At 57.7% G+C, this 13390-nt stretch carries 6 protein-coding genes; 4 read left to right on the forward strand and 2 right to left on the reverse strand.

Annotated elements, in window-relative coordinates:
* Positions 1–51: 51 nt before the first annotated feature.
* The gene (locus CFB04_RS07360; protein ID WP_088534671.1) at positions 52–8184 is read right to left on the reverse strand and encodes a CxxxxCH/CxxCH domain-containing protein; all 8133 of its coding nucleotides are present in this window, start codon (positions 8182–8184) and stop codon (positions 52–54) included.
* Between the two features lie 416 nt (positions 8185–8600).
* Here CFB04_RS07360 and CFB04_RS07365 point away from each other — a divergent pair, with 416 nt between their 5' ends.
* Positions 8601–9635 carry a cytochrome-c peroxidase gene (locus tag CFB04_RS07365; protein WP_088534672.1) on the forward strand — a complete coding sequence of 345 codons (1035 nt, stop codon included), beginning with the start codon at positions 8601–8603 and terminating at the stop codon, positions 9633–9635.
* A gap of 60 nt (positions 9636–9695) precedes the next feature.
* On the opposite strand, the gene CFB04_RS07370 is transcribed toward CFB04_RS07365, so the two are convergent.
* A complete protein-coding gene (locus CFB04_RS07370; protein WP_088534673.1) occupies positions 9696–9971 on the reverse strand; it encodes a Smr/MutS family protein in 276 nt (91 codons plus the stop codon).
* A 243-nt stretch (positions 9972–10214) separates the two neighbouring features.
* On the opposite strand from CFB04_RS07370, the gene CFB04_RS07375 reads away from it, so the two are divergent.
* The 3 genes from CFB04_RS07375 to CFB04_RS07385 all read left to right on the forward strand — a co-directional run bounded on the left by CFB04_RS07375 (position 10215) and on the right by CFB04_RS07385 (position 13331).
* Positions 10215–10475 carry a cytochrome c3 family protein gene (locus CFB04_RS07375; protein ID WP_088534674.1) on the forward strand — a complete coding sequence of 87 codons (261 nt, stop codon included), beginning with the start codon at positions 10215–10217 and terminating at the stop codon, positions 10473–10475.
* A 66-nt stretch (positions 10476–10541) separates the two neighbouring features.
* A complete protein-coding gene (locus tag CFB04_RS07380) occupies positions 10542–11405 on the forward strand; it encodes a cytochrome c3 family protein (protein ID WP_088534675.1) in 864 nt (287 codons plus the stop codon).
* 150 nt (positions 11406–11555) lie between these two features.
* Positions 11556–13331: a M3 family oligoendopeptidase gene (locus tag CFB04_RS07385; protein WP_231934426.1), complete on the forward strand. Its 1776-nt coding sequence runs from the start codon at positions 11556–11558 to the stop codon at positions 13329–13331.
* The last annotated feature ends 59 nt before the right edge of the window (positions 13332–13390 follow it).

The following is a 13390-nucleotide window of genomic DNA, read 5'->3' on the forward strand; positions in this document are numbered from 1 at the left end:
CTCCATCGCCCAAATTCCGATTTAATGCCGCTACGACACCGGCCGTTCCGTCTACCACGGGGTCTTCGTGTTCCACATCTGATCGGCTGAGTTGTTCTCATGACAGGTGAAAGTCTTGTTGTTGTACCAGTCGGCGTTTTCGCCAACGTGGGCCGAATAGCTTCCCGGCTTCCTGCCTGAACCGTACCCCGTTTCGCGGTAACTCCCTGACGTGACGGGATTGGTATTGGCAACCATCCTGCCGCGATGTTTAGAATCCAGACAGTTAGTGACCATAAGCCGCGGGAGGCTTGCATTATGCGGAGCATGACACTTGGAACAGGAATAGCTGTGCTGCGCCGTCGCGTTGGCCGTCTTCCACCCCTTGACCGACTCGTGAACCCGGTCCTTGCTCTTCCAGACGTGGTTCGTGCCGTTGGTCAGCTGCTGCTTCGGATGACACCTGAGGCAGAGCCCGGCAAATTGTTCCTGCGTTTCCACGATTTTGTACGAAGTGGAGTTCATGGCGGTGTTTCCTCCGGGACCGAAGGTGTTCTGGTCAATCCTGTAGGAGTTCATAGCGGCCTTCTGTGCATCGAGCTTCGCCTGGCTCCTGGTGGGTCCCTCGTATTCCCCGGTATACCCGATGGCCCCTATGGCTACGTAGTTCTGGTTATCAGCCGGCGAAACATCTTCCTTGTAGGGAGAAGATAGCCATGTCCCCTTGAGGAGCGGCACCGCATATCCCTGATTGGCACCGAGGGAAGGGCTCACGCCATGCGGGTCGTGGCAGGGGGTACAGAGACCGCCGACGGCATGAGATGAAGTTCCCGACAGAGCCGTCGAAGCTCCGAAATGTCCGCCGTAGTTGGGCGTGGCCTTGTACCCGTAACGGCTCTGTCGTGGGAAGGTGCCGGAGCCGAACCGGGGGGTATCCATGTATCCGAGGATCTGTTGTACGGCTCCGAAGGTGGAGTTGTATCCCCACGGTGTTATTCCGGCAGTGGCATTGAGATGGCAGTCGAAGCAGAGGCCGGCGCCGGGATTGTAAAGGTTGTGGTCAGCAGCGGAGCCGCCGGCCATGGGCTTGTAGGTCATGGAATACCCGCCCTTTCCGGCCGCGGTATCCTTGAGGATTCCGCCGTTGACGGTGGCGCTGGCATAACTGGTGGTCGTTCCATCGATGGAGGAACCGTGCGAGTTGTGGCAATCGAAACAGAGAACGGAGGCGGACCCGTTTCGGCTGTCGGTCCATTTCTCGCTCGTGTCCCAACCGCCGTGGTTGGCTACGGCGTTTCCATGGGCAGAGAAAGCCTTGACCACAGTGTTTTTACGAGAGATGCTCGCACTGCTGTATTTTCCCCAGCGGGTAGTGCCGGTGTTGCCGTAGCGGGCGGCAATGCTGTTGCCGTCCCATGCATAGTGCTTCGGCGTCTTCCCGTCGCCGAAAGGGGTCGTACCGTTTGCTGCATCGCTGTGACAACCGAGGCAATGGGTATTGAGTTTGGCTATTTCGGCCCGCGTGCCGTTGGCGACATACCGGATTGTAGTGCTCCCTACTGCATAGCTGGAGGGCCGGACGCCACCGGTGTAGACCACCAGATCCACGGCAGCTCCGGCGGTACGCTGATGGTAGGAGGAATTGATGGTTCCGTCGCTGTTGGCCTCCCAGTGGCACTGGTAGCAGTGCTCGTTGGTAAGCGTCACCCCCTGCACGTGGTGGGAGTTTCCGCCGAACTGGGGCGAAATGGCGGCACGGCTTCCCTGTGCTCCGGCATGGCAGCCGAGGCAGGGAAGAGAGTAGTCGATGCTTCCTCCCCAGACAGCGTCCCTGCCGCCGTGGCAGGTGATGTTGCGGCACGTCCCGTACGGACCGGAGCCGGCGGCATGACTCCCGGCAGAGTAGGTGGTACCGGCAAGGGTGCCGTCGAAAGCGATGTCGATGGTCTGGTCGGCATGCTTGACGGATCCGCTACCCGCGCCAGCGTGGCAGGTGCCGCATGCATAGGAATTCGCGTGTGTCGAGTGGCTTCCCGTGGCGGCAGGGTCAGTGGCCATGTTTTTGTGACAGCCGCCGCACCCTGGGCTGGGGCCTCCCCATACGGGAGACCTGAAGCCGGAGGGGGCGCCGATGCCGCCGGCCCCCTGGACATTGCTGTGGCAGTACACGTTGGTGCACGACCCGAAGGAGGCGCTGGGAGCCGTATCTCCCGTGGTGCCGCTGGAGATGTTCCGGTATAGCGCAGAGGGACCGAAACGACGATCAGCGGTATCGAGTCGCCACTCCACGCTTCCATTTACGTGATAGTTGTTAACCTTCTCCCCGTGGCATGCGGCACACGCCATGGCGAGTCCGCCCGGTCCGGTCCCGGCATGCCGGGAATGGGACCCTGTTGTTGCGTACGTCGCTCCCGTCACCCCGTGACAGGTGCCGCAGGCCACCTCGCCGTAGCCCATCTCCCAATTCGGTTTGGTGTTGCTCCCTCCTGCCATCGGCGGCTTAGTGGAGGTTCCCCCGCCGTGGCAATATACGTTGACGCAGGTATTGAGGAGGGCAGGATTGGTGGTCCGTCGCATTACGGTTCCGGCGTTGGACGAAACGTACCTGTTGTTGATTATGGTGGAGTAGCCATAGAAGGTGCCGGTGGTTACCCTCCCGCCGTAGGCTTTGAAGCCGATCTCTAACGTATAGCCGGGCATCGTCGGGTCGTAGTTGTCATGGCAGACATAGCAGTTCCCGTCGATGCTCGGGTTGAGCTGGTGGGCGTTATGGGCTCCCGCATTACCGGGTGAAAGCGCCTTCAGCTCCGGCTTGGTCATGCTCGCCATGTCGACGGGAGGGCGGCCGTGGCAGGTGAAGCACCCGTCAACGACGCCGTTCACGTGGAGCGAGGGGTTGTTGAATGTGATTCCGTCGGAGTTGAGGTTGTTGTGGCAGTCCTTGCAATCGGCAGGAGCCTTGTTGTAGTGGACGTATCCCGGCCCCGGCGAACAAGGGGGGTACGAATGACATTTGGAGCAATCTCCGGCAGTACCGTCCAGGAGCACGTCGTTCCACTTCGGAGCTCCCGCAGTTCCGAGACTTCCCCCCTCGTCGACGCAGCCGCCGTATGCTCCCTTCCCGGTATTGGAGTCCATGCCTGCGCCGTGGCACCAGAGGTTGTTGCACGTGCGGGTCGAGTAGTCGTACCAGGGTCTGCTAGTGTACCCGTAGAATATGCCTGCAGAAGCAACCTGATCGAACCCTACCTCTGCAGGGAGAGCCGAATCGATGTGCTGCGGGGTATACGGCCCTCCCGGCTCGATGTGACACTCACTGCACTTCAGAGAACTTGCATACGCGTAAGGTGAGGCTTTAACATGCTGGTCGTGAGACCCTACATGCGGCTCAGTCTTGCCGGTAGGGCTTCCGGGACCACGGGTGTCGTAGAAGGCACTGGTTGCCGCAGATCCGTGGCATTTATCGCAAAGCGGCAGCTGCGATTCGGGCTCCCACCTGACGACGTCACGGCCGTGACAGTTGCTCGCACTGCAGGTACCGTAGCTGCCTGACCCCGGTACCACTTCGGTACCCCTTGAATACCGGGTATTGGCGGCAAGCCCGCCGAAGAGAAAATCTATTCGCTGGTTTCCGTGCCTGTTTGCATTGGCATCACCGCCATTGCCGTGGCAAATGCGGCAGTCGAATTGGGTCACCGGATCTTTAGCATGCTGGCGGTGGGCACCGGTGGGGCTGGCGCTGACTGCCATGTCGTCGTGACAGCCTCCGCAATCGGCAGTATCTCCCCAGCGCGGGGAAGCGTAATAGGTTGGACCGCCGGTGCCGTTGGCGGATTGGACGTTACTGTGGCAATAGAGGTTCGTACAGGTGCCGTAGCCGGCAGGGTCACCGGGAGCGAGGCGGCCGGTGGTGCCGCTGTTGCTTCCGTTATAGGCCGCAGTCGAGGATATTGCCGACAGATTCCACTCGACCTGACCGTTGATGTGGAGGGTGCTGGTGGAATAGTTGGAATAGGTCCCGTGGCAGGTCCCACACTTGATTCCGTCGCTTTCGGCGTCGGTCCCGGCATGCTTTCGGTGACTGCCGGAAGCGGGAGGGGTATCGCCGGTGGCATCGTGGCATGTCCCGCATGTTTTCTGGCTTATGCCGATCCAGGATGGTATCGAATTCGTGCCGCCGCTCCCCGGCCAGCCGTGGCAATAAACATTGCAAGTAGTGGTATTCGGCACCTTCACAAGTGTTGTTCCCGGAGCAGCAGACCAGAGGTAGCCGTTGCTAAGGACATCGGTGCCGGTGAAAAGCGTGCCGTTGGTGACGCTGTTGTTAAATCCGGGAAAGTTGGCACCGTTGATGATGAAGCCCATCTCGATGAGCCCGTTGCGTCTGGGGGTGGAAGTGGATGCATGGTTTCCGTTAGCGTGGCAGGTGGCGCACCCCATGTGGTCGCTGTGCCTGGCATGGGCCCCCGCATTCGGGGCATAGGAGCCAAGGGCATTGGTGGGGGGGAAGGCCAGGTTGCTGAAAGAGGTCGGTGGATTTCCGTGACAGTCGCTGCACTGGCCTCCCACAGCCTTGAAACCTATGCTGTGAGGGTGGCAGACCATGCAGTCCTTACCGTTGTTGTGGTCCTTCCAGGCAGTCTTTCCGGCACTGTACTGGTGGAAGCGTGTCTTGTGGTGACAGACCTCGCATATGTTACTGGAGGTAGTCCCACCCCGCAGGTCGTTACCCAGCATGCCAGTCGCAACATTGGTGGCAGCCGTAATGACGGTGAACACAACAGGACGCTCCCCGGTCGGGGTCTGGATGGCGGAAGACACTTTCTTGATATTGGTGGTTCTCCCCTTGCTGTGGCATGTGGCGCAGGTATAGTCGGTACCCCAGGTGCCGTATTTGAGCTGCCCGAGGGTGAGGCTGCTGTGTAGGAGTTCGGAGCTGTCGTTGACCATCGCCGTGACGGGAACGTCAGTCGTGACCGTTGGATGACCCGACGAAGTCACGCGAATCGAGAGGGAGTTAGTCGCCCCCTGGACAGCCGAGGGTTTGGCTGTCATCGTCAGGGTGGTGGTTGCTCCGTTTCCGTTGGGGGAGAGGTTCATCGTTGAGCTTGCGAGTACCGAGGGTATTATGAAACTGCCGGCATTTTCAGTACCGACAAGGGAGAGAGCAAAGGTCGCGGGAGAGCAGGCCCCGGTATCATTATTTGTTACCGATACCGTATATTCCGCCTGACCGCCGCTCTTGACGAACTGGCCGCTGGGCATCACGACTATGGAGGGAGTATTGTTGCAGACGTTGGGGATCGTCGGGATGGCCGAACTGGTGGTGCCCCTGCTTACGTTGTTCACCGTGTCGGTAGCACACACACGGTAGCCGTAGTGCTGGCCGGGGGACAGGCCGTTTTCGGTCGCGCTCAGGCCGCTACCCTGGTAGACCTGCACTCCCGAAGAACAGTTGGCCGGAGCCGGCGCATTGGCGATGCCGCGTACGACAGTGTACGCCCTCGACGCGTGAAGCCCGCTTGAGTCGGACGCAGGGGTCCAGGAAAGCTGTATCTGGCCAGTGACGCTGCCGGGACTCGCTGTAATGATCGGATTCCCGGGGGCCTCTCCATCAAGCGTAATCGTTGCGCCACTTGTGTCTTGAAGAAGGAGACCGTACTTCCCCTTCACATGCGTGACTGCAGTAACCCGTCCGGTAACTGGTATAACCGTAGTCACGCCCTCCTTCGGAGTCATCCTGACATAGCACTCGGTGGTGGTCGTTCCGGCAATGAGCCCCGACGTACTGATCCGCCAGTCGTCGCCGATGCTCGGTGCGGTAAGTTCGCCGTAAAGCCTACCGCTGACCCGGTCCACGATTTCGAGTCTGGCTATCTTTTTCGATACCCCCGCCGGGAGGAGGCTCACCGTCACGGTGTTGATCGTATCGTCGCTCCCACCATTGATCCTGACGCCGAATGCATCGAGACGCGTGGCAGTGCCCCCGGATGGGAGCACAATGTTGGGGGGTTCAGAAGATCCGTTGGTGACGGTGGTGGTGGGAACTATGTTGATGGTAGCGGAGGAGATATCCCAGTTGGAATCGACCGTAACGCTCCCGCCGACAGACGTGACTAGTCCTGTAAGGATTACGTTGGTCTGTGGATTCTGGTTTATGTCGTATGCCACGAGGTAACGGCGCAGCGTTCCGTTGACAGTCTCGGAAAGCCCCGAGATGGTAGCGCTGTTGCCGATGAACGTACCTGAACCCAGAAATGTGTCGGCAGGGTCCAGTTCGCCAAGCGTACCGGCATCTGAATACAGCTTTACAGCCGCTACGTTGCCGGCCGTGGTGGTGGGTCCGCCTGTCACGGTCACGCTTGAAATGGTCTGCACCCCCATGGGGGCGGACAAAGTGAAGCTGTCGACAACGTTCCCGGTGGACCCGGCAAGGACGTCGCTGCCTATTACTATGGAACCGTCCCCGATGTTTATGCCGGTAGACATCTCGGCGGTTTCTTCCACCACCAGATTCGAGTCGACCGCACCACCGAGGCCTATGCCGCAGCTCGACCTGCTGACCCCGATCTGGATTCCAAGGCGGGACCCGGCCGGAACGTCCTGGAATGTCTGCCCCGCCAGTGAAATTGTAGCCGTCCTGTAGGTGGAAGTGTTGTACCTGGTGGAGACAGGGGAATTCACCCTGGTGCCGTCCGGCTTCACGTAGAACATGGTAAGGGTGAAGGTCCCACCCCCGCTGACCGAACACCGCGCCCTCATCTTGAAGGAAACCCCCTTCACCTGCGACTGTTTGGTGGCGTATCCGGGACCATTGAAGTAGAGCGTCAGGAATTTAGGATTAGCAGCGCCGGAATAGTGGTATGTACCGGTAGATACACTCGTGCAGGTATGGGAGGGGAAATTGAGGAGCCCCACTAGGCTCGTCCCTGCGGAATTGGTGACGGAGCTTGTTATGCAGGCCGAGTTGGTGATGGAGGGTCCTCCTGTTTCAGGGCGGACGAGTGGCGTGCCGGTATCCCAGTCTGCTGCATATTTCCGTGATACAGCCGTTCCCGCGCCGTATATGGTAGGCATGCTCGACGAAGTGCTCCTCACGTTGGTGACGGCAACGCCGCTGTTAACGGTGAAGTAGGAGTCGTCGACTATGCGCCCCCCTATCGTAGTGAGAGTCGCGGCGTTGCCAGCTATGGAAAAGGTGATGAAGTACCTCTGCGGGACGGCGGAAAGTGCCTGCGGCGCTGAAAGCGCATAAGCTGAGCCGTTCGGCTGCGTGAAATTGAATGGTCCCCCGATCTGCATGTCGCTGGCGACGTCGAAGAGGCCGTTGTTGTTGGTGTCCTTGTAAACGCTGTACGATACGTCTGCGAGGTTCTGGTTGCTGCCGATCTTATCCAGTTTTCCCCCTGTCCAGGTTGCATTGGTGTTTGAATAGAGGTCAAAGCGGAGCATCGCCACATGCCCCTCTCCCAGCAACACGGAACTAAGCGCTCCGCCGTTATAGTCAGCCAGATTTGTCACGGTGACGGTGTTGATGGCTGAGGCTGCCTCCGTAACGGTAAAATAGGAATAGGTCGTGGAGCGCCCCCAATAGAGTCGTGCTTCCGAATTTGTGCTTGTCATCCTGCACGAAATCATGACCTTGAGTCGGTGATTCGCAGGAATGGTCCGGGCCGATTGATCCCCGAAGGTGAGCGAAAGGGGGGCAGCGCTGTATGAGTGGGATTCGTCCGTCCCGGTAGTGGACCAGAGAAGTACACCGTTGCCCGCAGCACCGGATGGATCATAGGAATAGACATCGGCTTTCCAGTAGATGGGATTGGATGTCCCGTGATTGTCGCGGGTGCCGATTCTAAGTGACGGAGCGGACAAGGTTTGGGAGGTGGCATAGGCAGGACCGTACACCGTCATCAACCGCTGCCAACTGGTGGACGAAACGGCCGTGACGTACCTTTCGGTGTTGTAGGTGCCGGTCCGCATGGAGATCATGCCGTTGCGGCGAACCTCATCATCCGTATAGCCGTCTACACCAAGATACTGTGGGGAGCTGTCGAGGGTGAAGTAATAGGTATTGGTCGCAGAATCCGAAACAAGCGGCGCAAGCCATACGAGAGACAGTGTGAGAAGCAGCGTGCATGACAGGGTGAGACATAGCCTGCCTCGCCAGCCCATCGCTTTCATATGTTTTTCAATCCGTTTTCCCATGGAAACCTCACTTCGACAGGGTGCTCATTGCATAGCAGCATGCATTCGCTTCGCACCCGATACGCGCGTAATGCCTTGCTGTGGCTTAAACCGGAGGGACTACCAAACCACGCGAGAATGCACAATCCATACCCTTAAAATAAAATAGTCTAATGTATTGATTTAAATATAAAATACAATAATAAAAATTATTAAATGTATCGGCGATCCAGCTATCTCGACGGCTGAATCGCGCAGAACGAGCTAGCGCGGATGTATGAGACTGGGCGAGGGGTTGGCAACATGCCGGAGGCGGCGAAGTGGTATCTGCGCCATGGTCGAGGCCCCCCCTGAGAATGCTCATTGAGAAGTTGCGGGGGGGAGTTTCTTGAGTATAGTATTGAGTGTAACTAATTAATCAAGAGGGAGAGTGTGCGATGAAACGCCTTATGACGCTCGCGATGGCGGTACTGCTATCAGGAGGAATCGCGGAGGGACAGGAAACACTCCAACAAAAGGCACAGAAGCTCTTCAAGCCCATACCACAGAAACCGGCAATCAAAAAGGGTGACGCAGAGGAAACTAAACTCCGGCTCGGGAAAATGCTTTTCTTCGAGCCGCGGCTTTCGGCATCGTTTCTCATCAGCTGCAACACCTGCCATAACATGGGGCTCGGCGGCGCCGACCTTCAGGAGACTTCGGTGGGACACGGATGGCAGAAGGGACCGCGGAACGCCCCGACTGTATTCAATGCAGTCTTCAATACAACACAGTTCTGGGACGGGAGGGCGAAGGACCTGGCCGAACAGGCTAAGGGGCCGATCCAGGCGTCGGTGGAGATGAACAACAAGCCGGAGCAGGTCGTGGCGACCCTAAAGAGCATACCAGATTATGCGGCGCTCTTTCAGCAAGCATTTCCGAAGGAACAGGACCCGGTGACGTTCGACAACATGGCTGCCGCCATCGAGACATTCGAAGCGACCCTTCTGACGCCGGACAGCAGATTCGACAAATTCCTGCGCGGTAAAAAGGATGCGCTCGATTCGATGGAACAGAAAGGCCTCGCCCTTTTCATGGAGAAAGGCTGCGCCGGCTGCCATAACGGCATCAACCTCGGCGGGAACGCGTACTTTCCCTTCGGCGTAATCGAGAAGCCCGGAGCTGATATCCTGCCGCCGGGAGATCCAGGGAGATTCAAGGTGACAAATACGGAGAAGGATCGATACGTCTTCAAGTCCCCTCCCCTGCGGAACGTTGCACTCACCCCACCCTACTTCCATTCCGGCAAGGTGTGGAAACTTCAGGACGCTGTTACGCTGATGGGATCGGCCCAGCTTGGAGTGAAGCTTCAGCCTGGAGAGGCTGATGCGATAGCCTATTTCCTCAAGACGCTCACGGGATTGCAGCCAAAGGTCGAGTACCCGATCCTGCCTGCCAACTCGCCGACGACGCCGCTCCCGCAGATTCAGTAATACGGGAGTGAAGTCATGGTTGTCTCGGCGGCTGCCGGTCCGGACTAATGGAGAGAGCGGTTAATCCTTCACCAGTTCTACCAGCGTCGCCCCCCATCCACCGGCATCCTCACCGGCAAGCCGGAAGGAAGCGACCAGATGTGACCGGGAGAGTGCCGCGTGGACCGTACGGCGGAGAGTTCCCGTACCTTTGCCGTGAATGATCCGCACGGAAAAGATGCTTCTGGCCCGGCAGGCGGTGATATACTCGTGCACCAGATCCGTCACCTCCTGCGGCCGGAAGGTATGAAGATCCAGAACACCGTCTATGGGCATGACGAACGCATCCTGATCCATTCCATAGTCTCCTCAATGTGTGCTGCATGGTAGCGTGCAGAACCGCCCATTGCAACCCCTTCCGCCGTATCGGGAGCAGATACACCCGGCGGAAGCGAAATAGCCAGCCAAGATATTCGCGGAAGCAGACCCCTTCCTGTTTTTTACGGTATCGGAATGACACTTTTCTTGACAATGAAACCTACTTAACACTATAGTAGGCGGAATTTTTGATCGGACGGGACCACTCGAGGATTTTCAGCCGTGCGAAAGTACATTTTCCTGTTCCTGCTACTGGGATGGTCGGCCGGCGCCTCCGCTTTCGTCTACGAGGCATACAACGGCAACGTGGAGTTCGATCACCGTTTTCACCGCGACAAATTCGCGTGCAAGGAATGCCACAGCGGCCCGCCGGGACATATGGAATTCGACCGGGAGTCCGCTCATACCTTCTGCATCGGCTGCCACGAGCGCAAAAAGGCGGGTCCCATCAAGCACTGCGCCGAGTGTCATAAAGTATCTTGAGAATCTCCCGCTTCCGCGGGTTGTCTGCTATATCCTAACCGAACATACACACCAAGGAGGGAAACAATGAAGGGAATAAAACGTTTCTGGTTCATGGCCATGCTCTGTATGTCCCTGACCATGCCAGCTCTTTCGGGAGCGGCGGAAGCTCCGGCAGCGAAGCCGGCTCCGGCAGCGAAACCGGCAGTCGTCCTGACCAGCCAGGATTGCGCCAAGTGCCACACCAGCGAGCCTGCCGACATTGCAGCTGCCGGGGCGAAGCATAAAAACGTCGGATGTACCGACTGCCACACCGGCCATCGTCCGTCATCGAAGAACAACATCCCGCAGTGCAGCATGTGCCATAGCGGCTCCCCCCACTACAAGCTCCCGAGCTGCAACGGATGCCACAAGAACCCGCACCGTCCTCTTGAAATCCAGTTCGGCAATAAGGTCACCGATCCGTGCCTCACCTGCCATACCGAACAGATCAAGCAGCTTAAGGCTAATCCGAGCAAGCACACAGCTCTTTTCTGCTCCACCTGCCATAACGTTCACGGAAAGATCCCGGCCTGCACACAGTGCCATAAGCCGCACCATCCGCAGCAGACTGCGGCCGAGTGCAAGAAGTGCCATAAGGCACATCAGCCTACGGCAGTTACCTACGGCAGCGACTTGCCCAACAAGGACTGCATGGGATGCCACAAGAAGGCGTACGACCTGTTGGCTGCAACAGCCACAAAGCACAAGTCCGTTCCCTGTGTGAGCTGCCATAAGGCCAAGCACAAAATGATACCGAAATGCCAGGATTGCCACGGCACCCCCCACGCTGCCAGCATGATGAGCAAGTTCAGCAAATGCGGCGACTGCCACAGCACCGCCCACGACCTCAATCGCTTCGAGCAGAAGGCAGCTCCTGCCGCCCCTGCCCAGGGCAAAAAGAAGAAGTAATTAATCTAAAGCGCACGACGGGAGGCCTGCAGGCGCGAGTTTGCAGGCCTCTTTTATTTCATCGCCTCCTCACCTGCCGGCTCTTGACAATTCACCCCCCTGCATTACCCTTAGCAATGCTTCGCAATAGCTACAATTTTCGGAGGAACAATGATCGGAACCGAGATCCCTCTCACATGGAATACCACGCCTCTCTATCCCTCGCCGCAGTCACCGGAGCTTGAAAAGGCCTTTGCCGATGCAGCGGCAGCAGCAGGAGCGTTCCGGGAGAAATATGCTTCGCGAATCACCCGACTGGATGCAACTGGCCTGCTGGCTGCTCTACAGGAATACGAACGGCTCCAGGAGACAGTAGCGAAGCCACAGCTCTACGCCTACCTTCTGTTTGCAGCCGATTCCGAAGACAGCTTCAACAAGAAGCTTTCCCAGCGCGCATCTGAGTTCGGGAACCTGATGACCCGGGAGCTCCTCTTTTTCGACCTTGAGATAATGGAGATCTCCGAAACGGAATTTGCAGCTCTCTTAGCCGATGGGTGCCTTGAAAATTACAGTTATTTCCTGGAGAGCGTCAGGAAGTTCCGCCCTCACACCCTGTCGGAGCGAGAAGAACAACTTCTCAAGCTGAAGAGCATGACAGGGACGGAGACACTGACGCGGCTATTCGACGAACTTTCCGCTTCCTTCCGGTATCGGATGGAGATGGAAGGCGAGGAGCGGGATTTTACAGGGGAAGAGTTGCTCGGGCTACTCCACCACCAGGATCCAGGAGTGCGGGAGCGCTCATTTTCGGTCTTCCTCCGGCGGCACGAGGAAAACGGCATCACCTTCGGCACCATTCTCAACACCATCGCCCTCGACCACGCAAACGAGCTTGAACTCCGCAACTACCGCCACCCGATGGAACCCACCAACATCGGAAACGATCTGCCTGAAGAGATCGTGAACCGGCTGATGTCGGTATCAGAAGATAATTATCCGCTTGCACGAGAATATTTCCTGCTTAAGGCAGATCTCCTCAAACTGCCGAGACTTAAAAATACCGACATCTATGCACCCGTAGCTCAAACCGACCGTCGCTTCACATTCGACGAATCGCGGAAACTCGTACTTGCCGCGTATGACCTGTTCAACCCTGAATTTCGAGAAATAATAGAGCGTTTTTTCACCGAAGGCAGGATCGACGCAATGCCGCGGACAGGAAAGTCGGGAGGGGCGTTCTGCATGGGCATGACTCCGTCGCTTTCCCCTTACGTGCTACTGAACTTCACGGGCAATCTCCGGGATGTGGCCACCATGGCCCATGAGCTCGGCCACGGTCTTCACTTCGTCCTCGCCCAGGAACAGACCATGCTCAATTATCACGCCCCTCTGCCGCTGGCGGAAACCGCTTCCGTTTTCGGGGAGATGCTGCTGACCCGCTACCTTCTTGAAAAAGAGGCTGACAAAAGCATCAAGATAGCCCTGCTGTGCGCCAAGATCGAAGACATCATCGCAACCACCTTCCGGCAGAATGTGCTAACACGGTTCGAGGAAAGGGTTCACCTGGAACGCAAGGAGGGGCTTCTCACTTCCGAGCGGATATGTGAGCTCTGGTGGGAGGAAAACGGAAAGCTGTATGGAAATTCGGTGGACATGATAGAACCCTACCGCTGGGGATGGAGCTATATCTCCCACTTCATCCACACGCGATTCTACTGCTACTCCTATACTTTCGCCGAACTGCTAGTCCTGTCGCTCTACCGTAGCTACTTGGAGCAGGGAGCCGCCTTCATCCCTACCTATCAGGGTATCCTGCGAAGCGGCAACTCGCGTTCCCCTGCCGAAACCCTCCAACCTGCCGGCATCGACCTGGCAGATCACGCATTCTGGCAGAAAGGTTATGACTTTCTCAAGGACCTGATTTCGCAGCTCAGACAGCTCCTTTAAAGAATTCTTGGCACAGGGGCGGCGGCTAAGTCAACGATCTGACTCAAGCCGCCGTTATC

The organism is Geobacter sp. DSM 9736 (assembly GCF_900187405.1).
GTDB lineage: Bacteria > Desulfobacterota > Desulfuromonadia > Geobacterales > Geobacteraceae > DSM-9736.

Excerpts from the sequence above, each read along its gene's own strand:
- CFB04_RS07385 (WP_231934426.1), top strand. The coding sequence starts at position 11,556 with ATGATCGGAACCGAGATCCCTCTCACATGGAATACCACGCCTCTCTAT.
- CFB04_RS07360 (WP_088534671.1), bottom strand. The coding sequence starts at position 8,184 with ATGGGAAAACGGATTGAAAAACATATGAAAGCGATGGGCTGGCGAGGC.
- CFB04_RS07365 (WP_088534672.1), top strand. The coding sequence starts at position 8,601 with ATGAAACGCCTTATGACGCTCGCGATGGCGGTACTGCTATCAGGAGGA.
- CFB04_RS07370 (WP_088534673.1), bottom strand. The coding sequence starts at position 9,971 with ATGGATCAGGATGCGTTCGTCATGCCCATAGACGGTGTTCTGGATCTT.
- CFB04_RS07380 (WP_088534675.1), top strand. The coding sequence starts at position 10,542 with ATGAAGGGAATAAAACGTTTCTGGTTCATGGCCATGCTCTGTATGTCC.